Origin of the sequence: Streptomyces sp. NPDC048258 (genome assembly GCF_043201995.1) — a bacterium.
In the GTDB taxonomy this organism is placed as follows: domain Bacteria; phylum Actinomycetota; class Actinomycetes; order Streptomycetales; family Streptomycetaceae; genus Streptomyces.
This window is the reverse complement of the sequence record NZ_JBICZH010000004.1, coordinates 22112-46557: the sequence shown is the minus strand read 5'-3', so window position 1 is coordinate 46557 and position 24446 is coordinate 22112. Positions and strand designations below refer to the sequence as shown.

Annotated in this window: 20 protein-coding genes, 1 tRNA gene and 2 pseudogenes; 11 read left to right on the top strand and 12 right to left on the bottom strand. The window is 71.1% G+C overall.

Translation table 11 applies throughout. The features are described 5' to 3' along the window. Positions 1-142: 142 nt before the first annotated feature. Positions 143-1357, bottom strand: coding sequence for a hypothetical protein (locus ACGFYQ_RS10865; protein WP_393742240.1), 1215 nt, complete (start codon positions 1355-1357; stop codon positions 143-145). A 91-nt stretch (positions 1358-1448) separates the two neighbouring features. Between ACGFYQ_RS10865 and ACGFYQ_RS10860 the strand changes: the two genes are divergently transcribed. Beyond that, positions 1449-1522, top strand: a tRNA-Met gene (locus ACGFYQ_RS10860). A 227-nt stretch (positions 1523-1749) separates the two neighbouring features. Here the strand turns inward: ACGFYQ_RS10860 and ACGFYQ_RS10855 are convergent. After that, on the bottom strand, positions 1750-2295 hold the full coding sequence (locus ACGFYQ_RS10855; protein WP_393742238.1) for an EF-hand domain-containing protein: 546 nt from the start codon (positions 2293-2295) through the stop codon (positions 1750-1752). Between the two features lie 137 nt (positions 2296-2432). Then, entirely contained in the window at positions 2433-3239 is an 807-nt protein-coding gene (locus ACGFYQ_RS10850; RefSeq protein WP_393742235.1) for a hypothetical protein, read from the bottom strand. A gap of 149 nt (positions 3240-3388) precedes the next feature. On the opposite strand from ACGFYQ_RS10850, the gene ACGFYQ_RS10845 reads away from it, so the two are divergent. Both ACGFYQ_RS10845 and ACGFYQ_RS10840 read left to right on the top strand, forming a co-directional pair. After that, positions 3389-4873, top strand: coding sequence for a methyltransferase domain-containing protein (locus ACGFYQ_RS10845; RefSeq protein ID WP_393742233.1), 1485 nt, complete (start codon positions 3389-3391; stop codon positions 4871-4873). A 29-nt stretch (positions 4874-4902) separates the two neighbouring features. After that, complete coding sequence (locus tag ACGFYQ_RS10840) at positions 4903-6189, top strand: cytochrome P450 (protein ID WP_393742231.1); 1287 nt, start codon at positions 4903-4905, stop codon at positions 6187-6189. A gap of 376 nt (positions 6190-6565) precedes the next feature. Here the strand turns inward: ACGFYQ_RS10840 and ACGFYQ_RS10835 are convergent, their stop codons facing one another. Further along, entirely contained in the window at positions 6566-6802 is a 237-nt protein-coding gene (locus ACGFYQ_RS10835; protein WP_393742229.1) for a hypothetical protein, read from the bottom strand. A gap of 218 nt (positions 6803-7020) precedes the next feature. Then, entirely contained in the window at positions 7021-9960 is a 2940-nt protein-coding gene (locus tag ACGFYQ_RS10830) for a BTAD domain-containing putative transcriptional regulator (protein ID WP_393742227.1), read from the bottom strand. Positions 9961-10040: 80 nt separating this feature from the next. Here ACGFYQ_RS10830 and ACGFYQ_RS10825 point away from each other — a divergent pair, with 80 nt between their 5' ends. From ACGFYQ_RS10825 to ACGFYQ_RS10795, 7 genes and pseudogenes are all read left to right on the top strand, one after another. Further along, on the top strand, positions 10041-11675 hold the full coding sequence (locus ACGFYQ_RS10825) for a GNAT family N-acetyltransferase (protein ID WP_393742225.1): 1635 nt from the start codon (positions 10041-10043) through the stop codon (positions 11673-11675). 78 nt (positions 11676-11753) lie between these two features. Beyond that, the gene (locus tag ACGFYQ_RS10820; RefSeq protein WP_393742223.1) at positions 11754-12002 is read left to right on the top strand and encodes a hypothetical protein; all 249 of its coding nucleotides are present in this window, start codon (positions 11754-11756) and stop codon (positions 12000-12002) included. Then, positions 11999-12787, top strand: a complete 789-nt coding sequence (locus ACGFYQ_RS10815) for a VOC family protein (RefSeq protein WP_393742221.1) — start codon at positions 11999-12001, stop codon at positions 12785-12787. Before ACGFYQ_RS10820 ends, ACGFYQ_RS10815 begins: the two co-directional genes overlap by 4 nt. Before the next feature lie 101 nt (positions 12788-12888). Beyond that, entirely contained in the window at positions 12889-14106 is a 1218-nt protein-coding gene (locus ACGFYQ_RS10810) for a glycosyltransferase (RefSeq protein WP_393742219.1), read from the top strand. 173 nt (positions 14107-14279) lie between these two features. After that, positions 14280-15470 (top strand): annotated as a pseudogene (locus ACGFYQ_RS10805) (glycosyltransferase); the annotation flags it as partial. 18 nt (positions 15471-15488) lie between these two features. Continuing rightward, complete coding sequence (locus ACGFYQ_RS10800; RefSeq protein WP_393743245.1) at positions 15489-16226, top strand: SAM-dependent methyltransferase; 738 nt, start codon at positions 15489-15491, stop codon at positions 16224-16226. 38 nt (positions 16227-16264) lie between these two features. Beyond that, positions 16265-16615 (top strand): YceI family protein, encoded by a 351-nt coding sequence (locus ACGFYQ_RS10795; protein ID WP_393742217.1) that lies wholly within the window; start codon positions 16265-16267, stop codon positions 16613-16615. Here the strand turns inward: ACGFYQ_RS10795 and ACGFYQ_RS10790 are convergent. Beyond that, a pseudogene (locus ACGFYQ_RS10790) lies at positions 16521-17076 on the bottom strand (type III effector protein); the annotation flags it as partial. The gene ACGFYQ_RS10795 and the pseudogene ACGFYQ_RS10790 sit on opposite strands and share 95 nt — an antisense overlap. A gap of 98 nt (positions 17077-17174) precedes the next feature. Here ACGFYQ_RS10790 and ACGFYQ_RS10785 point away from each other — a divergent pair. Continuing rightward, the gene (locus ACGFYQ_RS10785; protein ID WP_393742215.1) at positions 17175-17714 is read left to right on the top strand and encodes a phosphate-starvation-inducible PsiE family protein; all 540 of its coding nucleotides are present in this window, start codon (positions 17175-17177) and stop codon (positions 17712-17714) included. A gap of 35 nt (positions 17715-17749) precedes the next feature. Here ACGFYQ_RS10785 and ACGFYQ_RS10780 read toward each other — a convergent pair whose 3' ends face one another. The 6 genes from ACGFYQ_RS10780 to ACGFYQ_RS10755 all read right to left on the bottom strand — a co-directional run bounded on the left by ACGFYQ_RS10780 (position 17750) and on the right by ACGFYQ_RS10755 (position 24443). Next, positions 17750-19501: an FAD-dependent oxidoreductase gene (locus tag ACGFYQ_RS10780; RefSeq protein WP_393743243.1), complete on the bottom strand. Its 1752-nt coding sequence runs from the start codon at positions 19499-19501 to the stop codon at positions 17750-17752. Beyond that, a complete protein-coding gene (locus ACGFYQ_RS10775; RefSeq protein WP_393742213.1) occupies positions 19501-19764 on the bottom strand; it encodes a UBP-type zinc finger domain-containing protein in 264 nt (87 codons plus the stop codon). The genes ACGFYQ_RS10780 and ACGFYQ_RS10775 overlap by 1 nt, the downstream gene beginning before the upstream one ends. 239 nt (positions 19765-20003) lie before the next feature. Then, positions 20004-20462 (bottom strand): thioredoxin, encoded by a 459-nt coding sequence (trxA, locus tag ACGFYQ_RS10770; protein WP_393742211.1) that lies wholly within the window; start codon positions 20460-20462, stop codon positions 20004-20006. Beyond that, complete coding sequence (gene clpB / locus ACGFYQ_RS10765; RefSeq protein WP_393742209.1) at positions 20459-23098, bottom strand: ATP-dependent chaperone ClpB; 2640 nt, start codon at positions 23096-23098, stop codon at positions 20459-20461. Before clpB ends, trxA begins: the two co-directional genes overlap by 4 nt. Beyond that, complete coding sequence (locus ACGFYQ_RS10760; protein WP_393742207.1) at positions 23089-23496, bottom strand: chaperone modulator CbpM; 408 nt, start codon at positions 23494-23496, stop codon at positions 23089-23091. Before ACGFYQ_RS10760 ends, clpB begins: the two co-directional genes overlap by 10 nt. Further along, a complete protein-coding gene (locus tag ACGFYQ_RS10755; protein ID WP_393742205.1) occupies positions 23493-24443 on the bottom strand; it encodes a DnaJ C-terminal domain-containing protein in 951 nt (316 codons plus the stop codon). Before ACGFYQ_RS10755 ends, ACGFYQ_RS10760 begins: the two co-directional genes overlap by 4 nt. Positions 24444-24446 lie beyond the last annotated feature (3 nt).

Sequence of the window (24446 nt, the reverse complement as noted above, 5' to 3'; positions counted from 1 at the left end):
ACCCAGTCCAATGCCTTCGACAAGGTGAAGTCGGTCCTCCTCGACGCCTACCGCCTCGGCATCTACACCGAGAACCCCGTCCTGTGCGTCAAGCCCCCTCAGTACGACCCCGAGCGAGCGGTCATCCCCTCCCCCGCCCAGCTCAGTCCTGCCAGTAGAACAGCAGTGTGTGGACGTCCAGCGGGTCGCGGCTGCCGAAGTAGTACACCCCGAGGTCGGTGACCTGGATCGAGCCGACTTCGTGGTCGATCCAGCGGAAGCCGGCCGATTCCAGAGCACGGCGGACAGCCGGATCGTCGTCGTGATCGGCGGCGAACCGGCCGAGCGTACTGATGTGCACCTCGCCGCCGCTCTCGCCGTAGCCGATCACGTCGTACGTACCGTCGCCCTGGCGGTTGGCCTCTCCGCAGGAGACCGGTGGCTTCGGCGCGAGCCCCGCGGCGGTGAGCGCGGTGGTGGCCCGCAGCAGCCGCTCGGCGGGCTCGGGACCGGTGGGCGGCTCGGTGCACAGGGCCTCGATCCGCCACCGCGGATCGCTCCGCTCCTCGCACCACTGCCCGTACTCGTGGACGATCGCCGCGCGCAGCTCCTCGTCCAGGCCGGCCACCTCGACTCGGGGCCGCCCCAGCGCCTCGTATAGCCTCCGGGTCTCGGCGGCGTCATCGGTCAGCCGGTGCAGCGCGTACACGGCCCACAGCTTCGCCTCCTTCGTCGGCGCCTCGGCGAGGTAGCCGCGCAGCCGTTCGGAGTCGGTCATGAGCGCCTGGGCGCGGTACGCGACTCCCCGGTCGGGATCGGCGAGTGCGCCGGTCACGTCCTCGCCGGCGTGCTCCCGCATGCGGACGCCGATGGATCGGTCCTCGGGCCGGGCCTCGCCGAGTTCGGCCAGCACAGCCTCGAACCCGTACCGTGCGGCCAGTTCGTCCAGCCCCGCCTCGCCGGTCTCCCGCCGGTGACGCCACGGACTGAAGGCGAGCGTCGCCAGGGCACCCGCCGCCGTAAGGTCGCCGAGTGCGCCGCGGGCCTTGAGGACCGCCTCGGCCATGCCGTACGCGCTGTCCTGCTGCCGGTCCTCATGCCGCAGCCAGGACAGCAGCTCCGGGCGGTCCGCGAGGAGGCCCAGCAGCGCGATGCGCACTTCGCTCACATCACCGGTGTCCTGGACGCACGCGATCAACTCGGCCACGCGCCGCTCCGGCACCCGTCCGGCCAGCGCCTCCGCGCAGGCCCTGCGGCGCCACCACGGCTGTGCCGCGTCGGACGCGCACCTCACGAGGGCGTCCGCGTCGTACCCGCGCAGCCCCGCGGTGTCGGTCCGCCCGGCTTCCGGGCTCAGCGTCTCGATCGTCTTCGGCATCCCGGGATGCTACTCGGCGGAGCATGACGTCTGTGCAAGTCAGCGCTGGTCAGGAGCGGTCCTTGTGGTGCCGTAGGGTGGGGTTCACCGACGCGGGGTGGAGCAGCTCGGTAGCTCGCTGGGCTCATAACCCAGAGGTCGCAGGTTCAAATCCTGTCCCCGCTACTACCAAGCAGGGCCCGGATCCTCAAGGATTCGGGCCCTGCTGCCGTATCCGAACGTGTAGGGCATCGCGGCGAGCTGCCTTGAAAGACCTCACGGCGGTCTGCGGGTGCTGCCGGCGGCCCCCGAGGGCCATCGCGTGCGAGCCTTCGGCGTACAGGTCCCACGTCCGGGGTCAGCCGTCGTTTCCTGTGGTGAGACCGTCAATTGCGGTGGTTCTGCCGTGGTTGTCAGTTCACCGGGCCGAGGAGGGAGTTGGCTGCGCATTCGGGGCTGTCGCTGAGGAGGAAGTCCGTCCAGCCCGCCACGAACTCCTGACGGGTGATGCGGCCGTCGCCGTCCTCGTCAAGCAGGCCGCGGGCGGTTCGTGCCTGCTCCGCTTCCAGTCCCCATGCGCTGAGGTACGCCTCGAGCTGCTCCACCGTTGCCACGCCATCGTTGTCGGCGTCGATGGCCGCGAACGAGGATTCCAGGGCGGGGACGAGGCGGTCCTGCAGTTGGGTGCGGTTGCCGTAGGAGGCCGCCATCGCCTGGTGGAACTCCTCGCGGCTGATCCTGCCGTCGCCATCGGCGTCGGCGTTGTCGCGCAGCGTGTGCCAGCAGTTGCCCCATTCCTTCAGCAGGGCTTCTTCCTTGGGCGTGCCCTGCACTGCGGTGGCGCGGGCGATCGACTTGATGAGGCCGGTGAAGTCCTTCTCGTCGAGGACGCCGTTTCCGTTGGTGTCGAGAAGGTCGAACGTGCGGTTGTAGCGGCGGGTGATCACGGTGCTGGTCACTGTTGCGTATCCCTTGATCGAGGTGGTTGTGCGTTGTTTGCCGTCATGCCCCTCGGGGAGGCCGGGGGCGGGGCGCCCATGGCTCCCCTGGCGTTGTCTCCCTGGGTGGGAGGGGAAGTTGCCGGGGAGTCAGGGGTTCATTCGTCGGAGCCGGCGCCGGTGCCGAGCCGGTAGAGGTGGAAGTCCATGTTGGCGCCGTAGGGCAGGAAGGGGGCCGGGGTGATGCTCCGCAGGTGCCGGGCGCCGGTGAACGAGCCGGTGAGGGAGTCGTGCGCGATCTGGTCGTTGGTTTTGATCGCGATGTGGCACGGCAGGCCGTTACGGGAGCGGCGGATGTCGTCGAGGATCTCCGGCACGGGGGGTGAGGTGCGGGTGAGGTCGAGGCCGTCTGCGGTGAAGGCGGGCCCCCAGGGCGGTTCCACGACGTAGGTGTCGCGGGTGCTGCGGGCGGGGAGTTTGCCGAGCAGGTCGCGGTAGTCGATCAGGTGCAGGCTGATCGACGAGCCGATGCGGTCGAGGTTGTTGACCGTGCTCTCGTAGACGTCCGGGTCGAGTTCGGCGGCGTGCACGGGACAGCCCAGGTGCCGGCCGAGATGGTGGCCGAAGTTTCCTGAGCCGCAGAACAGATCCACGACCATCGGGTCGTACGCGTCCGGCCCTTGCGGCCGGGTGTCGGCCTGGAGGCGGGCAAGTTCCTCGGCGACCGGGAGGGTGTAGGCGTCGACGGAGCATTCGATGGTGGTGCGTCCGAGCAGCCTGATGCCCTTGGCCGCCATGTCGGGGGCGGGGATCCCGTACAGGGAGAGCCCTTCGGGGTGGCCGTAGATCAGCTGGCCGGCCTCGCACAGCTGCTCACCGCTCAGCACGGTGGTGCGCAGGTCGCCCAGAAGCCGGTCGCGGAAGGCGAAGTAGGCGGCGTGGCCGGTTTCGGTGGTGGTGGACACGTGCGGTTCTCCGGTCTGGTGCGCGGGCGCCCGAGGGGGGCGTGCGCGCGGCGATCACACCGGCGCACTACGTTTGGTACATGAATGAATACGGAGTGTAGTGTCACGGTCGCGACTTGATCACCAGATCCGGAACAGGACCCTCCGCTATGACGACGCACGAAGTGACGTTCCCTCCCCAGAGTGACGGATCGACCGAACAGGCCGCCCGGCCTTTCGATGCCCTCGGCAAGGTGTACGAAGACACCTACGCTCACCTTCCGGAGCAACTCGCGGCGATCGAATGGCTATTGGCCCGGCTCCCCGAGCGGGCGAAGGTGATGGACATCGGCTCGGGTACCGGCAGGCCGACCGCCGACCTCATCGCGGCGGCCGAGCACCACGTGACGGGTTACGACGTGTCCACGACGATGGTCGAGCTGGCCCGCATCCAGGTCCCGAGCGCACACTTCGCACTGGCCGACGTCCGCGCCCTGCCGGACACACCCGGCCAGTGGGACGCCATCACCGCGTTCTTCCCGCTGCTGCAGATGCCCCGCACCGACCTGGACGCCACCCTCGCCCGGATCGCCGACTGGCTGGCCCCGGGCGGGCTGTTCGTCTTCGCCACCGTGCCCTTCGATGTCGAGGACACCGAGATCCAGTGGATGGGCCAGAGCATCCGCGCCACCAGCTACCCGGCCGAGACCTTCGGCCGGCTGCTGCGTGCGGCCGGACTGGACGTCGTCCATGAGGAGCTGAGCGTGTTCCACCCGCAGTTCCCCGGCATGGGTGCCGAGGAGCACCTGTTCGTCTACGCCCGCAAGCCCGGCGGCCCGGCCGTACCCGCTCACGCCCTGGCCGGCCCCTACCCGCTCCCCGGGGTCTACCGGGGGCCGCATGAGCTCAGCGAGCAGGGCTGGCTCGGCATGGAAGCCCGCTTCGAACGGCACGACATCACACCCGTCGTCGAGGCGCTCGCGCGCAACAACCGGGTTCTGGACGTCGGCGGCGGCAGCGGGGCCGTCGTGAGGGAACTGGCTGGCCGGGTGGGGTCGGTGACCACGGTCGAGCCGCACGCAGCACGTGAAGAGAGCATGCGGCCGCTCGCCGCGCCCGGGGTGAGCGTGCTGCCCGGATGCGCCGAGCAGCTGCCCGTCCGCGACGCGGAATTCGACGCTGCCCTGGCGACCTGGGTACTGCACTACACCGACGACCCCGACGCGGCCGTCGCCGAGATGGCCCGGACCGTCGACCGCACCCACCCCGAAGCGCAGATCATCCTCGTGCAGGGGGCCCCGGACAACGAACTCATCGGCCTGTGGAACCGTGTCTGCGCCCCGCTGACCGGAGAAGGCCCCGACCACCAGGGCTACCTGCTGACCCGCGCTGCCCGCGTCCTGGCCGAGAGCGGATTCGAGGACATCGGCTTCACCCGCGCCCGCGTCGACGTCGTCTTCCCCGAGGAAGGCGCCGAAGCCAAGGCCCAGGCCGCGGCCGCGGCACTGGCCGCCTTCTGGAACACCGGACATCCGAGGCTCGCTCAACTGCGCCAGGCGCTGCTGCCCGCCCTGCGCGATCACTTCGCCGGCGGCGCCGACCGCTTCAACGACGACGGCGTGCTGCTCACCGCCCGTCCCCGCACCACGCTCTGACAGCGAGCCGACCGGAAGGCACGACCTCCGTGGCCCTCAGCCAGCCGACTCCCGCTCCGCCCGTCACCCGCCGCTTCGCGCGCTGCCCGGTCACCGAGCCAGGCGCCATCACCGCACACGGGGCCGGTGAACCCGGCCCCCTGTACACGCACCTGCGCAGCCGGCACCCCGTCTACCACGACCCGCAGCTGGACGTGTGGGTCGTGTCCCGCCACCAGGACATCGACACCGTCCTGCGCCACGGAGGCGGCACCTTCTCCACCGCCCTCGGCTACATCCCCCTGCACCCGGTCCACCCTGATGCCCAGGCCGTACTGGAACAGAGCGGCGCCGTACCGGTCCTGTCCTCCCTCGACCCACCGCACCACGCCCGTTTCCGGCGGGCGATGAACGCCACGTTCCCCACCACCGACCGCCGCATGGCCCCCCACCAGGACCTGCTCCGGGACGAAGCGGCCGCCGCGGCCGCCCAACTGGCCTCGCGTCCCTCCCGCACCGCCGACCTCGTCGCCCACTACACCCGCCCGCTCGCCACCGCCGTCCTCGGCCGCCTCACCGGCATCCCGCCCCATGACCAGCACCCCATCGCCCAACGGGCCGCCGCCCTCTCCAACCTGGTCTGGGGACACCTCGACCCCGCGGGGCAACTCGCAGCCGCCCACGCCCTCAACGCCCTGTGGGACTACTGCCTGGCCCTCACCGAACAGCGTGCCCACAGCCCCGGCGAAGACCTGATCACCGCATGGCTCGCCCACGAGGACAGCGACGGCAGCCGCTTCACCACCCGCGAGGTCGCCTCCACCCTGATGGAAGTCCTCATCACCAACGCGGAGATCACCCCCCGCCTGATCACCAACACCCTCTACCAGCTGCTGAAAACGGGAGCACTCCACTCCAGCCGGCACACCGGACGCCTTCCCCAGGCCGTCGAGGAAACCCTGCGCCACGACCCACCCTTGACCGGCTGGCTACGCTCCACCACCCGCGACACCCACCTCGCCGGCACACCCATCCCCGCCGGCTCACGCCTCCTGCTCCTCCTGGCCTCCGCCGCCCGCGACGAACACCACGGCCTGAACCAGGCCGACAACTTCGACGCCGACCGCACCAGCCAGCCCCCCAGCCTGGCCTTCGGAGCCGGCATCCACTACTGCCCCGGCGCCCCCTACACCCGCCACCTCACCCTCCACGCCCTCACCGCCCTCGCAGACGCCTGCCCCACCCTCACCCTGACCGACCCCCACCACGCCACACCCGAGAACTGGCCACCCAACGCGGCACTCCGAAGCCCCCACACCCTCACAGCCACCTGGTAACCAGCTGGGCCGGCCGGAGGCCACGCCCACCCACACCCGGCCGCGCACACCCCGCCGCCACGCCCCCACCACCGCGCACGGCACCGTCACCCTCACCTGAGCGGCCCCCGTCCAAGCCCGGTCGTCGTGCACCGACATGAGCCGGGCAGGAAAGGCCGAGCAAGGCCGAGCAGGCAAGATACGCGCCCGAGGCGATCGCACTGCCAGCGACACCACACCACGGCCCCCGGGACCCGCCTGGGCCGCTGGCCGAATCTCCGGCGTGATGGAACCAATGCGGTCACAGCATGCTGCCCTCGTCGGCCCGGGCGGCAGGTGTCACCTGGCTCGACGAGTCGCACGTGATCAACGTGCGCCCGGCCCGCGAGGTTCTCAGTCACGACGGGCTTGGGGCTGTTGGCGGCGACTGAACCAGATCCGAGCGTGCCAGGTCCGAGTGGGTCAGGTTGGCCTCGGTCACGCCGAGGCTCTTGCGTGCGTGGTCGATGTATTCCTGCCGCGCGATTCGATAGTTCTCATAGGCCCGGTCCCAGCCTTCGCTGCTGTCGCCTTGGCCGGGAGTTGCTCGGGCGAGTCGTTCCATTTGCCAGAGGTATTGGTTCATGCGTTTCACTGCGGCGATTGTGTGCCTGTCTCCCAGGAGTAGCAGTGTTTCGGAGAGGGCGGTGCGGTGGACTTCCGCGTCGCCGAGTCTGCCGAGTACCTCGGGGGTGGGTTCCAGCGGGTGGGGGCCGGCGGTCAAGCCTCGGGCGACCGCGGCCTGCCCGTCTCCGTCCGGACCCGCGGAGTCAGCGCAGGGCCGGACCGTGCCGCCGCCGAGACGATCCTCGGCTACGACGACGCGGTGGTGGAGTTCAGCGCATCCTCGATGGTGCCCGCCTCCTGCGGTGTCGGCGGCAGCCCGGTGAGAAAGGTGCGGATCTCGTCGGCCTCGGGGACCGCGAGGGCGGTGTAAAGGTCAAGGGCCTGTCGGGCATGGTCGTGGGCGAAGTCGATGCGGCCGAGGTCGCGGTGAACGTGCGCCAGGCCGTCATGGGCGCGGGCCTGCTCGGGGCGGTAGCTGAACTCGCGGGCGAGGGTCAGCGCGGTGTCGTGCTCGGCCGCGGCCTGGGCGAGGTCGCCCAGGGACCGGGCGGCCTCCGCTAGGGCGTTGAGCGACTCGGCCTCGTCTCCCGGGAAGTCGAACCTCCGGCTCAGCTCCAGGGCCTGGTGGTGATGGCGCCGGGCCTCGTCGTGGCGGCCTTGTCGTTGGCACAGCAGCCCGATGTTGTTCAGCACGACGGTCTCGCCGATGCGGGATCCCGTCTCGCGGTACACGTGCAGCGCTTGCCGGTGGTGCTCGTGGGCGTCCTCGTACCGTCCTTGGCGTGCGTGGACGATGCCGAGGTCGGTCAGGCATCTGGCTTCGCCACCGCGGTCGCCGAGCTCCCGGAAGAGCGCGAGCGACTGCGCGCAGTGGTCGTGGGCCTGGTCGTATTCCCGCCGCCGCCTGAAGACGGTGCTGAGGGCCTGCAGTGCGCCGGCCGCGACCCCCTGGTCGCCGATCCCGCGCGCGAGGTCCAGGGCCTGTCGGTAGTGCTCGGCCGCTTGCTCGTAGGCGCCGTTCCACCAGAAGTGCACCTGGCCGAGATCGATGAGCGTGCGGGCTTCGGCGGCCGTGTCGCCGCTCCGGCGGGCGGCTCGCAGTGCCAGGCCGCAGAGGGCCAGCGCGTCGGCCTGGTGGGCGTGGCCCAGCAGGTAGCGGTGCAAGGTGGCGGCCAGTTGGCTGGTGTGCGGGAGCCAGTCGTGCTCGGCCGCGTACTGGGCGGACGCCATGAGGTTCACGCGTTCGCTGTCCAGCCAGGCGATCGCCTCGGCCTCGTCCCGCGGGAGCGAGGCCGGGGTGTCCGGCGCGGGGATTCGCGGCCTGCGGTTCTTGCCCTCGGGGTAGAGGTGGTCGATGGCCGCGCACGCGGTGTGGAGATAGTGGTGGAACAGCCGGCCGAGGGCCTCGCGCTGGGCGTTGGGAAGTTCCTGGGCGGCCGCGGTGGCGAGGGCGTGTTCGCGCAGCAGGTCGTGGAAGGTGTACCGGCCGAGTTGGTGCTGGGTCAGGACGTGGGCGTCCAGGAGGTCTTCCAGGAGCGTCTCGGCCTGCTCGAGCGGGAGGTCGGCCAGCGCGGACGCCGCCTCGGGGCTGATGTCACGGCCCGGCTGGAGCCCCAGGAGCCGGAACATGCGCTGCTGATCCGGAGTCAGCTGCTCGTAGGACAGCGTGAACGCCGCTGCCACTCCTCGCTCCGAGGTGGCCAGCTCGGAGAGTCTGCGGCGCTGGTCGCGGAGCCGGTCGGCCAGGTAGGCGACGGTCCAGCGCGGGCGGTGGTGCAGGCGGGCGGCGGCGATTCGGACGGCCAGCGGCAGGAATCCGCACAGCTGCAGGACATCGAGGACGGCCAGGGGTTCGGCGCCCGCCCGTTCGCCGACGATCGCCGTGAACAGCTCCAAGGCGTCCGCGGCGGGCAGCACGTCCAGGGACAGGGCATGCGCCCCGTCCAGGTCGGTCAGCCGCCGGCGGCTGGTGATCAGGATGAGGGCGCGGGAGGATCCGGGCAGCAACTGGCGTACTTGGTCGGCGCCGAGGGCGTTGTCCAGCACGGTCAGCACACGACGGCGGGAGAGCTCGGACCGCCACATCGCGGCGCGATCGGCGACCGAAGCGGGTATCTGCTGGGTGGGCACGCCGAGTTGGCCCAGGAGGATCTCGAGCGCGGCACCGGCGTCGAGCGGCACCTGACCGGCGGTGTGCGCCTGCAGGTCGATGAAGAGCTGTCCGTCCGGGAAGTGGTCCGCGAGGCGGTGCCCCGCGTGGACCGCGAGCGTCGTCTTGCCGACGCCGGCCATCCCGTCGATCGCCGAAATCGTCACGACGCCGCCGTTGTCGCCCGACCACAGGCGGATCAGGCCGTCCAGCTCGTCTTCGCGTCCGGTGAAGTCCGGGACGTCGTAGGGCAGGAAGTTGATCCCCTGCGGCTTCGCCGGCGCGGTGACCGGCGGCCGCAGATCGGGGGCGTCCCGCAGGATGTCCTGTTCGAGCTTGCTGAACGCGTGGCCGGGGTCCAGTCCCTGCTGATCGGCCAGGGTCGCCCGGAAGGTTCTTGCCACGTCCAACGCGTCGGTTTGGCGTCCGGCGCGGTGCAGGGCGAGCATCAGCTGGCAGCAGAGCCGTTCCCGCAAGGGGTTGGCGGCTGCGTGGACGGACAGTTCGTCGATGAGGTCGTCGTGCCGCCCCCGGGCCAGTTCCAGCTCGGCCAGGCGCTCGACGGCGGTCAGCAGTTGCCCGTTCAGACGCGCTCTGGCGCTCTGGACGTAATGGGCGGTGATGTCGGCCAGCGGCTCTCCCCGCCACAGCGCGAGCGCGGCACGTATCTGGTCCGCGGCGTCCCCCGGGTCGTCGGAGACGGCCGCTGCGCTGGCAGTCAGGCTGGTGAACTCGTCCAGATCGAGTTGCCCCCGCTCGGGGGTGATCACGTACCCGGCCGGTCGCGTGGCCAGCATCCCGTCGGCTTCCGAAGCGCGCAGCATCCGTCGGATCGCGGCGATCGTGGTCTGGATCTGCGCGCGGGCGGAATCCGGCGGCAGCGGCCCCCACATCGCGTCGATCAGGCGATCCGTACTGATCGCGACCCCGCCATGCAGCAACAGGTAGGCGAGCACCGCGCGATGACGGGGTGCCAGACCAGGCGCATCCGAACCGGGAGCCACGGCCTCCACCGGACCGAGGATCGTGAACCGCATTCCGTTACTCCCGGGGTCACCAGTGCGTGCATCGAAGAAGCATCGCGAATGTATCAAGATCAACCTGCAGGGTTACCGGCATGTCACTCCACACCGTTGAACCGGAGATCGCGACCGGTGAAACCGCAGCTCTGTTCACCGCCACGCACCGGGCCCTGGGGGTCATCCCCAACCTGGCCAGGGTGATGGCCAACAGCCCGGCCGTACTGAAGGGGTACTTGGGCGTCGTCACCACCCTGAGCGCGGAGGGAACCCTGCCGGCGGACGTGCGCGAGAGCATCGCGTTGCTGGTGGCGCAGGAGAACGGGTCCGACTACTGCCTGTCCGTGCATGCGTTCCGCGGGACCAGGACGGCCGGGCTGAGTGCGGCCGAGGCCACCAGCGCACGCCGGGGCAAGGCCGACGACCCCTGGGCCGCCGCTGTCCTGGAGCTGGCCGCCGTGACGGTCCGTGCCCGCGGGACCGTTGCCGACGAGCAGCTGGCCGCGGCCCGGCACGCCGGCCTGTCCGACGGGCAGATCGTCGAGGTCATCGCCCATGTCGCTCTCAACGTCTTCACCAACTACCTCGCCACGGCTGCCCGTGTCGACGTCGACTGGCCGCTCGTGCGCCACACCGACTGGACGAACGCCCGAAGTACCCGAAGTGCCCCAGGTACCCGAAGTACTCCAAGTACCCGACGTACGACCGACTCGACCACGAAGGCCATCACCTTGCCCACATCAGTACAAGTCAACCCGCTCCAGCACGTCTCGGCCGCCGAAGCCATCGCGTGGCATCAGGTCGTCGCGGCCTCGACGGCCCACGACCTGCCCGGAGTTCCGACCCCCGACCCCGGACAGATCCACGCCCAGCTCACCCGGCCTGCTCTGGGCAGCCGCCGGCTGACCTGGCTGGCCACCGGTGCGGACGGCGTCCCTGTCGGAGTCGCCGGCCTGCGGGTGTTCACCTCCCCCGGCCAGGAGCACCTGGCCGAACTGGAACTCCACGTCGACCCCGCACACCGCCGCCGGGGAACCGGCTCCCTCCTGCTGTCAGCGGTCGTGGCAGCCTGCCGCACCGAGAACCGGCGCAGCCTGATCACCACGGCCGCGGCCGACGGTCCGGGCGAAGCCTTCAGCGAACGGTGGGGTTTCCGCCGAGCACTGGCCTTGAGCCACCTCGTGCTGCGCCTCGACGAGACGGACCGGGCCGACCTGCTCCGGATCGCCGATGCCGAGCACCCCGGCTACCGGCTGACCGGCTGGACCGGAACCGTCCCCGACGACCTCGCCGCTGCTTTCGCCGCGGCCAAGAACGCGATGAACGACATGCCCGTCGGTGACCTGGACTACGGCAGTGTGGCGTGGGACGCGGACCGCGTTCGCGCCATGGCCGCGGTGGTCGCCGACCGCGGGGACACGCTGCTGACCGTCGCCGCCGTACACGACAGCGGCACCGTGGCCGGCTACACCGAGATCCTGATCCCCCACGGAGCGCCGCCGCGGGTCCAGCAGTACGACACGGCGGTCGTGCCCGAACACCGCGGCCACGGGCTGGGATTGTGGGTCAAGACCGCCATGGTGCACCGGCTGCGCGCCGAGTACCCCGGCGTCGTCGAGATCGAGACGGACAACGCCGACGACAACGTCCACATGCTGGCGGTCAACCACCGACTGGGGTTCCGCTCCTACCGGCGCACGTGCGAGCTCCAGCTCGACGTGCCCGCGACCTGATCCGTGTCCACCTCCATCTCCACCCCCACCCCGCCCTCACCCCACCTCCGACTCGAAGAAGCGAGAAGCGAGAAGCACGTGCGCAGGTTCATCTCCTACATATCCGCCACCTTGGACCGCTCCATCGCAGGGCCCGGGGGCCGCGCGACCTACGACCCGGGCCTGAAGGCCGGGCTCACCAGCCCGTACGCCTACCTGACGCAGTACGTGGCCTCCCGCACGCTCATGAGCCCCGATCCTGCGGTGACCGTCGTCGACGACCGGGTCGGCACGCGAGCGTTCGACTCCGGGTTCGCCATCACTCACTTTGCGAAGGTGCTGTCATGAACGTCTCCTCCTCCACCCTCTCCCTGACCGTCGCCGACGTGGACGCCTCCCGCGCGTTCCTGTGCACCCACCTCGGCTACGAAGTGGCCATGGCTGACGACAGCTTCGTGTCCCTGACGCGCGGAGACGCCGCCGTCGACGTCGTCCTGCTCCGCGGAGGTACGGACGTCCTCCCGCCCGAGCAGCGCGACCAGCGGGCGGCCGGTCTGATCCTGGCACTCACCGTTACCGACCTCGCGGCGGAGGAGGCCCGGCTGCGCGCGGCGGGCGCCCCCATCACCATGCCGCTGCGCGAAGAACCGTGGGGCGAACGGCTGTTCCAGATGACAGACCCGAACGGTGTCGTCGTCCAGCTCGTCGAATGGGCGGCCGCCGCCGACGCCGATCCGGCCGGCGACGACGAGAGCACCGCCATGGTCGTGATCACGCCCTCCACCGACCACGTCACCATCTCCCCGAACGCCACCATGGCCCGTCTGGCGGCCCCCAGCCGCGGCAGCACCGAACTCAGCACCTGGACGGTCACGATGGACGCCGGCGCCACCGGCCCCGAGCACTCCATCAGCCGCGAGCAGGTCTGGACGGTCACCGCGGGCGCGCTGGAGGTGACCTGCCGCGGCCATACGGTGAAGGTCGCGGCCGGCCAGACCCTGATCCTGCCGCCAGGCCGTCTCCGCCGGATCCACGCCCTGGAACGGGCCGAGGCCCACGTCTCGATGCCCGCCGACGGGGTCGCCTCCGTTCCCGGCACCGAGGGCACCCGTGAACTGCCCTGGGCTCGATGACTCAAGAGACACGGCTGATCGTTCCCGCTGCCTTCGCCGTCTTGAGTGCAGGGTGAAGGCAGCACCATTCGCTGGACCACGGAAAACAGGAGATTCAAGAAGTGCGTGTGCTGTTGTCAACATATGGGTCACGTGGGGACGTCGAACCGCTGGTGGGGCTCGCGGTGCGGTTGCGGGAACTCGGCGCGGAGGTGCGGGTCTGCGCGCCGCCGGACGAGGACTTCGCGGAGCGGCTGGCCGGAATAGGCGTGTCCGTGGTGGGCGTCGGCCAGTCAGCGCGCGCGCTGACGACTGCGGCGCCGCCGCCGTCGAAGGCCAACCTGCCGCAGCGCGCAGCTGAGTTGATTGCCAGTCAGTTCCAGGTGATGCCCGCGGTGGCAGAGGGGTGCGACGTGCTGGTGGCGACGGGCGCGATGCCCGCCATCGCCGGGGCGCGGTCGGTGGCCGAGAAGCTGGGCATCGGCTACGTGTCCGTGATCTTCCAGCAGCTGACGCTGCCCTCGCCGCAGCGCCCGCCGCTGGCGTACCCGGGGCGGCCGTTCCCACCGGAGGTGACCGACAACCGGGCACTGTGGGAGCTGGACGCCCAGAGCATCAACTCGCTGTTCGGTGAGGCTCTCAACACCAACCGGGCGTCGATCGGCCTGCCCCCGGTGGACAACGTCCGCGACTACGCCTTCGGCGACCGGCCGTGGCTGGCGACGGACCCGGTGCTGGACCCGTGGCTGCAGACGCCGGACCTCGACGTCGTACAGACCGGCGCGTGGGTCCTGCCCGACGAGCGGCCGCTCCCGGCGGATCTGGTGGCCTTCCTGGAGGCCGACGCGCCGCCCGTGTACGTGGGCTTCGGCAGCATGGCCGTGCGAGGAGGCCAGGAGGCTGCCCGGGTGGCCATCGAGGCGGTCCGCTCGAAGGGCCACCGGGTCCTCGTCGGGAGCGGCTGGGCGGAACTGGGCCTCATCGACGACCGGGACGACTGCTTCGCCGTCGGCGAGGTCAACCACCAGCAGCTGTTCGGACGAGTGGCTGCCGTCGTGCACCACGGCGGCGCGGGTACGACGACGACGGCCGCTCGGGCCGGCGCTCCGCAGGTGGTGGTACCCCAGCTGGCGGACCAGCCGTACTGGGCCGCCCGGGTGGCCGAGCTGGGCATCGGCGTGGCTCACGACGGCCCGGTTCCGACCGCTGAGTCCCTGTCGGCCGCGCTCAGGACGGCCCTGGACCCGGATACCGGCAGCCGGGCCAAGGCCGTCGCCGGCACGGTCCGCACCGACGGGGCGATGCTGGCAGCAAAGTTGCTCCTCGACACCGTCAGCTGAGGAGGTCCAGGCGGGCCCGCAAGTTCCTGACACACCCACGCGGCCCGGGCAGACGCCCGGCCACCACCACCCGACACGAACCGGCCCAAGGGCCCGGTGCAAGACCCGGAAGACCGGGTCCTGCCGCACGATTGCCGGCCGAGGCCGGCGTCCACAGGAATGAGAATGACGACATGCGTGTGCTGTTGATGGCGTACGGATCACGCGGCGACATCGTGCCGCTGGCGGGACTGGCGGCGCAGCTGCGGAAGCTCGGGGCGGAGGTGCGCGTGTGCGCACCGCCGGACGAGGAGTTCGCGGAGCTGGTGGCCGGTGTCGGTGCGGAGCTGGTGCCCTTCGGGCGGGACGTGCGCGCGCTGCGGACGGGAGCGCCGCCGTCGGACGCGGCGGCGTTCGCGGCCGAGCTGGTCGCCGCGCACTTCGACACGGTCGGCAAGGCGGCCGAGGGCTGCGACGTGCTGGTGGCGAGCGGTCTGATGCCGGCCGGCGCCCGCTCGGTGGCCGAGAAGCTGGGCATCCGCTACGTGTACGCGGGTTTCCACCCGTTCGAGATGCCCTCGGCGCACTACCGACCGTCGGCGCGGCCCGGCCCGCCGGCTCCGCCCGACATGACCGACAACCAGGCCCTGTGGGACCTGGACGCCCAGAAGGTCAACGCCCTCTACCGCCAGCCCCTCAACGCCCACCGCGCGGCGATCGGCCTGCCGCCGGTGGACAGCGTCCGCGACCACGTCTTCGGCGAACGGCCGTGGCTGGCGGTGGACCCGGTCCTGGGTCCGTGGCAGCAGCTGACGAACCTCGACCTCGTGCAGACGGGCGCGTGGATCCTGCCCGACGAGCGCCCCCTGCCCGCCGACCTGGAGACGTTCCTGGACGCCGGCACCCCGCCGGTGTACGTCGGCTTCGGCAGCATGCCCATGAGCACGGCCACCGACATCGCCCGGACAGCCGTCGAGGCGGCCCGCGCGCAGGGCCGTCGCGTGCTCGTCTCCCGCGGCTGGGCAGACCTGGGTCTGGTGGACGACTCGGACGACTGCTTCGCCGTCGGCGACGTCAACCACCAGTCCCTGTTCCGCCGGGTCGCCGCCGTCGTGCACCACGGCGGCGCGGGCACCACGACCACCGCCGCCCGAGCCGGTGCACCCCAGGTGGTGGTGCCCCAGTTCGTGGACCAGCCGCACTGGGCCGCCCGCGTGGCCGACCTGGGCATCGGTGCGACACACGACGGCCCGACCCCGACCTTCGAGTCCCTGTCAGCCGCACTCGAGACGGCCCTGACTCCCGAGACGGAAGCACGGGCGAAGGCCGTCGCCGACACGATCCGCACCGACGGGACGGCGGTGGCCGCGAAGCTGCTCCTCGACACGGGGCACGCCGCGCCGATGAGCCGCGAACAGATTTCCAAGATCGCCCACGCCGGCCACCCGATAAAGTCTCCGCTCGACGACGACTCGGTCAGCCGGCTGCTCGCACACGGGCTCCCGCGGGGCGACGAGCGAGTCCTCGACCTCGGATGCGGCACGGCGGAATGGCTCCTGCGCGCCCTGACGGCGCGCCCGCACCTGCGCGCCGAGGGCGTAGACGTATCCGACGTCTCCCTGGTGCAGGCCCGCCGGGCAGCGAGCGAACTCGGAGTCGGCGAGCGCCTGGTCCTCCACCGGCAGGAGGCCGCGGACTTCGACTCTCCCCAGCCGTTCGACCTGGTCATCAGCGTCGGCGCCACGCACGCCTTCGGCGGTCTCCTCCCCACCCTCGCGGCAGCCCGCGAGCACCTGGCTCCCGGAGGCCGCGTTCTCATCGGTGAGTCGTTCTGGGACCGCGCCCCTTCACCGGAGGCCGTCGAGTTGTTCGGTGACCTCGCCGACCTGGCGACCACGGTGGACACCGTCGTCGCCGACGGATGGACCCCTGTCCACGGCCACGTCAGCACCCGCGGTGAGCTGGACGCCTACGAGTGGGCCTGCTGGGGCTCGCTGGCCGCATGGGCTCTGGACCACCCTGACGATCCGGCCGCCGCACAGGTACTGGAAACTGCCACCGCCCAGCGTTCGCAGTGGCTGCACGGATACCGGGACAGCTTCGGCTTCCTCTGCCTGGTCCTGCGTCAAACATCGGATTGATCGCATAGGGCTGCCGGCAATCCATTCGTCGGGCCTGGATGCCCAGGGTCGCCCCGATGGCCGCCGCCGAACCGCGGCAGCCGGAAAACTTGGGACAGTGGGACACCTCTTGGTGGGAGGAGGGGCGGAACCTCGGGCCCAGGCGGCGCGCCGGCTTCGTCGCCACGACGCGTATCGATCGGCATGACTTCGGAGTGAATTGGAACGATGTGGTCGACCGCGGCGGAGTGGTCGTCAGCGCCATGGTCGATGTCACGGTCGACGTCGAGGCCGTCCACGAGACCGAACGGGGAGTCGGCGCCCTGGCAGCGGGTCAAGCGGGGTCGTCGTGGCGAGGGCCGCGCGGAGTCGGTCGAGCGAGTGGCGGGCGACGGTGGGGAGGTCGGTGAGGGCGGTGATCTGGCCGGCGATGCGGCGCAAGTCGGCGGCGTTGCGGCGGGCCCATTCGGCTTGGGTGCGGTCGGCGGCGCGGCGGTCGCGGGCGGCCTGGACGCGTTGTTCGCCGGTGGCTCCGGCGGGGCCCGGTCGGTCGCGCAGGTAGCGGCGTTCGGCGGCCTGGCGGCTGGCGAACGCCAAGGGGACGGGCGAGGACGGCCCAGCTTGCTCCCGCGTGCCTGGCCGTTTCGATCAGGCCGGTCTCCCGTCCGGCGAGCTGCTCGCGGGCCTGCCGCAGCAGCAGGGAAGCCACCGCCTGCTCCGCGCCCGGGCTGGCGGCGGGGGTGTCGGAGGTCTCCTGCCCGGCGGCGTGCAGGGCGTCGTCTGTGGCGTGCAGGGCCGCAGCGGCGGCGAGGAACGAGGCCGGGCTTCGGCCCTGCCTTCTCCTGCCGCGGGGTAGGACTCGGTCGGTGATGTCGTGCCTCGCCCCTTCCCCAGGCTGCCACCAGGGAGGAATCCCCTCGTCCACCCGTTTGGCAGCACACCGCGCCTGCTGGCCGGGGCGCCCCTAGGATGCCGACTGTGAGACCCAAACTCCCGAAGATCGAAGGCGGAGGCCGGGTACAGGGCCTCCTGCAGCTCATCGAGGACGGCATCCACCTCGTCGTCGCGGCGCTCCTCGTACTGCTCGCGGGCCTCCTGACCGTCGGGGTCGTCCACGACGTCATCAGGTCGATCCAGGGGCCGTACCAGGAGGAGACGGTCGTTCTCTCCGCCCTGGACAACGGCCTTGTGCTGTTCATCGTGGCCGAGCTGCTCCACACCGTCCGCCTCACCATCAGGAACCAGACCCTCGACGCGGAGCCGTTCCTCGTCGTCGGCCTGATTGCCGGCATCCGCAAGGTGCTCATCGTGACGGCCGAGGCGGAGAAGTCCTTCCGGTGGAACGTCGAGGGGATCGAACTGCTCATCCTGGCAGGGCTGATCCTCGTCATGGCGACAGCGGCATACGTGTGGCGGCGCTCCACGCGGCCAGGGGACTACTTCCCGCTCCAGGAGGCGCGGGGCTCCTCGTCGCCGGAGCCGTCACCCACCCCGGTGCGCGGGCCCTGATCCGTCACCTCGCGCGGCCACGGCCGCCCGCGCCATCATCGCGAGGACACCGACTGGCCCGCCACCGGCCGACGTCCCTCAGGGCCGGTGGTGACCAGGTTGCCCCTCCTTTCCCGGTGCTCGTGCACGAGGCGGATCGCCATGGCGCCTTCACCGGTCGCCGAGGCCACCCGTTTCACCGAGCCGCTCCTGACGTCGCCGGCGGCGAAGACCCCGGGAAGGGTGGTCTCCAGCAGCATCGGATCGCGGCCGAGCGAGGCCCACTGGTTCGCGTCGGCCGCCGCCTGGGCGTCGGCGCCGGTGAGGACGAAGCCCTTCTCGTCCAGGGCCAGCACGCCCCTGAGCCATTCCGTGCGCGGCCGGGCCCCGATGAACACGAACAGCGCCGCGGCCTGCAGCTCGCGGCGCTCACTGCTTGCGCTGTCCTCCACCATCAGCGACTCCAGCCTCTCTTCCCCACAGACGCCCCGGACTTCGGTGTGGAGCAGCACCTCGATCTTGGGGTGCCGTTCCACCTGGTCCACCAGGTAGCGCGACATGTCCGCGTTGAGGTCACCGCCCCGGACGAGGAGGTGGACCCTGGACGCGTGGTTGGCGAGGAACAGCGCCGCCTGCCCGGCGGAGTTCCCGCCGCCGACCACGGCGACCGGATCCGCCTGGCAGAGACTGGCCTCGTGGACCGTCGCCGCGTAGTAGACGCTGATGCCTTCCAGGCGGTCGATGCCGGGCACCTCGAGCCTGCGGTACCACACGCCCGAGGCGAGCACCACGGCGCCGGCCCGGGCCCGGAACCCGTCTGTGAAGGTGACGACGTACTCATCGTCCTGCGGGGTGAGCCCGCTGACCTGCGCCGGCACCATGAGGCGGGCACCGAACTTGTGGGCCTGGAGCACCGCGCGTTCGATGAGCTCGCCCCCGGAGATGCCCGACGGGAAGCCGAGGTAGTTCTCGATGCGTGACGAGGTAGCGGCCTGGCCTCCGGTGGCCACGGCGTCGACGGTGACCGTGGTGAGGCCGTCGGAGGCACCGTACACGGCGGCGGCGAGTCCCGCGGGGCCCGCGCCGACCACCATCACGTCGCACCGTCCGGTCTCGGGCGAGGGGGCGGGCAGCCCGATGAGCCGGGCGAGTTCGGCGTTGCTCGGATTGCGCAGCACCCGCTCGCCCTTCCAGAGGACCACCGGTGTCTCCTCGGGACGGATGGCGAACCGGCGCAGCAGTGCCTCCGCCTCCTTGTCCCTCTCCAGATCCACCCAGCGGTGGGGCAGCCGGTTGCGGGCAGCGAACTCACGCAGCCGCAGCGTGTCCCGTGAATAGCACGAGCCCAGGATCCGGAAGCCGGCACCGAGGCCGATGAGCAGGTACCTGCGGCCCAGGTAGGCGCGGAGGATCAGGTCGCCGAGGACGGGGTCGCTGCCGACCAGGGCTCGTTGCCGTTCCACCGGTACGGCCAGGATCTCGCCGGCCTCGCGCACCACGGCGGTGTCGAATGCCCCATGGCCCTCCAGCAGCCCGAGTTCACCCAGGAACCTGCCGGGTCCGTGCACCGCCACCGTGCGCTCGTCGGGCCCGCCGTGGTCGTGGAGGATCTCGACGGCTCCGCTGAGGATCGCGAGAAACTCCCGAAACGGCTCGCCCTCGCGGTACAGCACCTCGCCCTCGGCGGTCCTGCGGCGCTCACCGTGGGCGGTCAGGTCCTGGAGCTGCTCCGGTGTCAGGCGCGGGAACGCCCCGTATCGGTCCGGTGTCTCGCGGACCGCCCCGTGTTGGTGCTCGGCCGCGCTCATCAGACCGGGGCCTCGTGGACGTAACACCAGCGCCAGTCCTCTCCCGGCTGGAAGGACTGCACGACGGGGTGAGCGGCGCTGCCCGCGTGTCGCCTGGCGTGCTTGAGGGGTGAGGAGTCGCAGCAGCCGACGTGCCCGCAGGTGAGGCAGAGCCGCAGGTGGGCCCACGGGGAATGCTCCCTGAGACACTCCTCGCAGCCCTCCGGGGTATGCGGCGTCACCGGGCGCACCATCGCCACGTGCGGGTCGGGAATCGTGGCCATGATCGTTCTCCTTCCGTGGATGGGACAGCTCGGCCGCGGCCCGCGATGGTCTCTTCCATTCAGCGGCGCAGCTCCGGGGCGGGTGCGGCACCAGCCCGCGGGACATCACCGCTCCCATACAGAGAAGGACCAGGGTCGGCACCGTCCTGATGACCTTGGCCGGTGCGCGAGCGTGGCGAGGGGTCGACGTCGGGGCTGTGCGGTGTCGTGGGGTTTCCGCGGTGGCCGGTCCATCGTGTTCACCCTCCATCAGTGGTCTGCCGACTCGCCAACGCCTGCTCGACCCACGAGCGCAGGACGTGCGCGGGTGCCGCCCCGGCCTGCCGGGCGACCGTCTTGCCCTGGTCGAGGACGAGCAGGGTCGGCACCGCCTGCACCTCGAACTGCCGGCCGAGCCTCGGGTTCTTGTCGACGTCGACCTTGACGAGCTTGATCCGTCCGGCGAGGTCGCGGGCGACCTGTTCGAGGGCGGGGCTGACCATGCGGCAGGGGCCGCACCAGGTGGCCCAGAGGTCGACGACGACGGGCGTGGTGGCCTGGTCGGCGATCTCGGCGAAGTCGTCGTCGCCCGCGTCGACGATCCACGGCAGGGGCTGCTTGCAGTGGCCGCACCTGGGGCGGCCCTCTGCGGCCACGGGAACCCGGTTCCCGCGCCCGCAGTTGGGGCAGGTCACCGTCGTCGTGCGGGCGGTGTTCACGCCGCCCTCGCTTCCCGGGCCCCCTCCTGCTGGTCGTAGGTGACCACCAGCTCTCCGTGTTCGGCGTCGACGCGGACCGTCGCGCCGTCCTGGACGTCGCCGCGCAGCAGGGCGCGCCCGACCAGTGTCTCGACCTCGTGGGAGATGTAGCGCCGCAGCGGCCGGGCCCCGTACACCGGGTCGTAGCCCTGGTGGGCGATCAGCTCACGTGCGGCATCGGTGAGTTCGACGGTGATGCGGCGCTCGGCGAGCCGCTGTCGCAGCTCGTCGAACTGCAGCTCCACGATCCGTTCGATCTGCCGCTCGCCGAGCGGCTTGAAGAGCACGATGTCGTCGACGCGGTTGAGGAACTCCGGGCGGAAGTGCCCGCGCAGCTCGCCCATCACCAGGGCGCGGGCGTCCGGCTTGATCTCGCCCTCGGCGGTGGCGCCGTCGAGGAGGTGCTCGGAGCCGATGTTGGACGTCATGATGATCACGGTGTTGCGGAAGTCGACCGTGCGGCCCTGAGCATCGGTGATGCGGCCGTCATCGAGGATCTGCAGCAGGGTGTTGAAGACATCGGTGTGCGCCTTCTCGACCTCGTCGAACAGCACGACGGAGTACGGCTTGCGGCGTACGGCCTCGGTGAGCTGACCGCCTTCCTCGTAGCCGACGTATCCGGGCGGTGCGCCCATCAGCCGGCTGACGGTGTGCCGCTCCTGGTACTCGCTCATGTCGAGGCGGACCATGTTCTCCTCGGAGTCGAAAAGGGACCGGGCGAGGGTCTTGGCCAGCTCGGTCTTCCCGACGCCGGTGGGGCCGAGGAAGATGAACGAGCCGATGGGGCGGCGAGGGTCGCGGATGCCAGAGCGGGCGCGGATGATGGCGTCGGCGACGAGCTTGACGGCCTCGTCCTGGCCGATGACGCGCTCGCGCAGGATCTCGTCGAGGCGCAGCAGTTTCTCGCGTTCGCCCTCCTGGAGGCGGGCGACGGGGATGCCGGTCCAGGCGGCGACGATCTCGGCGATCTCCTCCTCGGTGACGACCTCGCGCAGCAGCCGGTTCTGCCCCTGTTTGGAGGCCAGTTGGTCTTCCTCCGCGGCGAGTCGGCGTTCCAGGTCCTGGAGGCGGCCGTAGCGGAGTTCGGCGGCGCGGTTGAGGTCGTAGGCGCGTTCGGCCTCCTCCGCCTCGTGGCGGACCTGTTCCAGTTCCTGGCGCAGTTCCTGCACGCGGCGGATGCCCTGCCGTTCGGCCTCCCACTGGGCGTGTTTGGCGTCGGCCTCGGCGCGCAAGTTCGCCAGTTCCCTGCGCAGCTCCCCCAGGCGGGCTTCACTGGCGGGATCGGTCTCCTTGGAGAGGGCGGCATCCTCGATCTCCAGGCGGGTGACGCGGCGGGTGATCTCGTCGAGTTCGGCGGGCATCGAGTCGATCTCGGTACGCAGCCTGGCGCACGCCTCGTCGACGAGGTCGATGGCCTTGTCGGGCAGGAACCGGTCGGTGATGTAGCGGTGGCTGAGGGTGGCCGCGGAGACCAGCGCGGTGTCCTGGATCTTCACGCCGTGGAAGACCTCCAGACGTTCGCGCAGTCCGCGCAGGATGGAGATGGTGTCCTCCACGCTCGGCTCGTCGACCACCACCTGCTGGAAGCGGCGTTCGAGGGCGGCGTCCTTCTCGATGTGCTTGCGGTACTCGTCGAGGGTGGTGGCGCCGATCATGTGGAGTTCACCGCGGGCGAGCATCGGCTTGAGCATGTTGCCCGCGTCCATGGCTCCTTCGGCGGCGCCCGCGCCGACGACGGTGTGCAGTTCGTCGACGAAGAGCAGGATACGGCCCTGGGCGGCCTTGACCTCGCTGAGCACGGCCTTGAGGCGTTCCTCGAACTCACCGCGGTACTTGGCGCCGGCGACCAGGGAGCCCATGTCGAGGGCGAACACGATCTTTTCGCGGAGTCCTTCGGGCACGTCGCCGCGGACGATGCGCTGGGCGAGGCCCTCGACGATGGCGGTCTTGCCGACGCCGGGGTCGCCGATGAGGACGGGATTGTTCTTGGACTTGCGGCTGAGGATCTGGGTGACGCGGCGGATCTCGGCGTCCCGGCCGATGACCGGGTCGAGCCTGCTGTGCCTGGCCTCGGCGACGAGATCGCGGCCGTACTTCTCCAGCGCCTCGTAGGCCACCTCGGGGTTGGCGGAGGTGACGCGCTGGTTGCCGCGGACCTGGGTGAGCGCGCTCAGGAACGAGTCCCTGGTGATGCCGGCCTCCTTGAGCAGGCGTCCGGCGGCGGTAGAAGAGCCCTCCTCGGCCAGGGCGAGCAGGAGGTGCTCCACGGACACGTACTCGTCCTTGAGGCGCTTGGCCTCCCGTTCGGCGGCGTCGAGCAGGCGGGCGAGGCGCTGAGTGACGAAGACCTGGCCGGGGGCCGCGCCGGGGCCGGTGACCTTCGGGCGGCGGGAGAGTTCCTCGCGCACGGCCGCGCGCAGTTCCTCCGGCTCGGTGCCGGCCTGTTGCAGCAACCGCGGGATCAGACCGTCCTCCTGATCGAGAAGTGCGAGCAGCAGGTGTTCCCCGTCGACCTCGGTCTGGCCCATGCGGACTGCCGCGGTCTGGGCTTCTTGGAGGGCTTCCTGGGACTTCTGGGTGAGACGGTTCATGTCCATGGGGGTGTTTCACTCCTCGTGCCGCGGCCGCGCACGGCGGCTTCGAGCAGGCTGATGCGGTCGAGCAGGTCGAGCACCAGACCGATGGAGGCGTAGTTGAGGCAGAGTCCGGAGCGCAGCCGCTGGATGCGGGCGAGGACCGCCGGGGCCGTGGGGTCGAACACCAGGTGCCCCGCGGCGTCGCGTTCGGCGTCGACCAGGCCGAGGGCGACGAACCGGCGGATCAAGTCGGGGTGGAGGCCCGAGCGACGGGCCACGGCGTCCAGGGAAAGCCTGGTGACGGGCACGAGCGCGTACCGGACAGCCGTTGAGGCGGTGACGTCGGTGCCCGTTCGTACCGGACGGTCGCCCATGCCGGCCCGGCCGATGCCTGCCGCTCCCGCGGGTCGGTCGTTCATCGCGTCCTCCTGGGGTCGTACGAAGAGGTGGCGGCGAGCTCCTCGAACAGTTCGCGCTCCCGGTCGCCGAGGGTGGGGGGCACCATGACGCGGATTTCGGCGTACAGGTCGCCGCCTGCGCCGCGCGGGTTCGGCATGCCCTCGCCGCGCAGCCGCAGCCGCCGGCCGCTGGACGAGCCCGCGGGCACCGTGACCTTGGCCGTGCCACCGCCGGGGGTGGGCACCGGCACGGTCGCACCCAGGGCCGCCTCCCAAGGTGCTATCGGGACCTGGACGTGCACGTCGCGGCCGTCCAGCCGGAACCGGGGGTGGGGCTGGATGCGCACCCGCAGGTACAGGTCGCCCGCGGAGGCGTCACCACGGCCCCGGCCGCCCTCGCCCGCCAGCCGGATGCGCTGCCCGTCGGTGACGCCCGGCGGCACGTTGACCTCGTACCGCCGCGACTGCCCGGTGGGACCGGCGAGCGTGACGGTGCGACGGCCGCCCCTGTACGCCTCCTCCACGGTGAGCGGCAGCTCGGCCTCCTGGTCGGCTCCCGGTACACCGGCGCGGGCGCCTGCTCCGAAGAGCGAGCCGAACAGGTCCTCGATGTCGATGTCCTCCGCTGCGAAGTCGTCGCCGAAGCCGGTGGTGTACCGGGCGCGGGGGCCGCCCGCGCCTGCGGCCCTCCCACCGCGGAAGCCGCCGCCCGCTCCGGCCGCGACCCGTTCGTCGAAGTCCTCGGGGACCTTGCGGAAGTCCTCGCCGAAGCGGTCGTAACGGGCCCGGGTCTTCGGGTCCGACAGGACGCTGTACGCCTCGTTGAGGTCCTTGAAGCGTTCCTCCGCCCCCGGGTCCTTGTTGACGTCGGGGTGGTACTTGCGGGCGAGCTTGCGATATGCCTGCTGGATCTCGTCCTGGCTCGCGGTCCGCGACACGCCCAGCACCTCGTAGAAGTCCCGTGCCATGAC

What these genes read in the sequence shown, in the direction of transcription:
- ACGFYQ_RS10865 (WP_393742240.1), bottom strand. Translation starts at nt 1,357, where the DNA reads ATGCCGAAGACGATCGAGACGCTGAGCCCGGAAGCCGGGCGGACCGAC.
- ACGFYQ_RS10845 (WP_393742233.1), top strand. Translation starts at nt 3,389, where the DNA reads ATGACGACGCACGAAGTGACGTTCCCTCCCCAGAGTGACGGATCGACC.
- ACGFYQ_RS10830 (WP_393742227.1), bottom strand. Translation starts at nt 9,960, where the DNA reads ATGCGGTTCACGATCCTCGGTCCGGTGGAGGCCGTGGCTCCCGGTTCG.
- ACGFYQ_RS10825 (WP_393742225.1), top strand. Translation starts at nt 10,041, where the DNA reads ATGTCACTCCACACCGTTGAACCGGAGATCGCGACCGGTGAAACCGCA.
- ACGFYQ_RS10815 (WP_393742221.1), top strand. Translation starts at nt 11,999, where the DNA reads ATGAACGTCTCCTCCTCCACCCTCTCCCTGACCGTCGCCGACGTGGAC.
- ACGFYQ_RS10800 (WP_393743245.1), top strand. Translation starts at nt 15,489, where the DNA reads ATGAGCCGCGAACAGATTTCCAAGATCGCCCACGCCGGCCACCCGATA.
- ACGFYQ_RS10795 (WP_393742217.1), top strand. Translation starts at nt 16,265, where the DNA reads ATGCCCAGGGTCGCCCCGATGGCCGCCGCCGAACCGCGGCAGCCGGAA.
- ACGFYQ_RS10785 (WP_393742215.1), top strand. Translation starts at nt 17,175, where the DNA reads ATGCCGACTGTGAGACCCAAACTCCCGAAGATCGAAGGCGGAGGCCGG.
- ACGFYQ_RS10780 (WP_393743243.1), bottom strand. Translation starts at nt 19,501, where the DNA reads ATGAGCGCGGCCGAGCACCAACACGGGGCGGTCCGCGAGACACCGGAC.
- ACGFYQ_RS10775 (WP_393742213.1), bottom strand. Translation starts at nt 19,764, where the DNA reads ATGGCCACGATTCCCGACCCGCACGTGGCGATGGTGCGCCCGGTGACG.
- clpB (WP_393742209.1), bottom strand. Translation starts at nt 23,098, where the DNA reads ATGGACATGAACCGTCTCACCCAGAAGTCCCAGGAAGCCCTCCAAGAA.
- ACGFYQ_RS10760 (WP_393742207.1), bottom strand. Translation starts at nt 23,496, where the DNA reads ATGAACGACCGACCCGCGGGAGCGGCAGGCATCGGCCGGGCCGGCATG.
- ACGFYQ_RS10755 (WP_393742205.1), bottom strand. Translation starts at nt 24,443, where the DNA reads ATGGCACGGGACTTCTACGAGGTGCTGGGCGTGTCGCGGACCGCGAGC.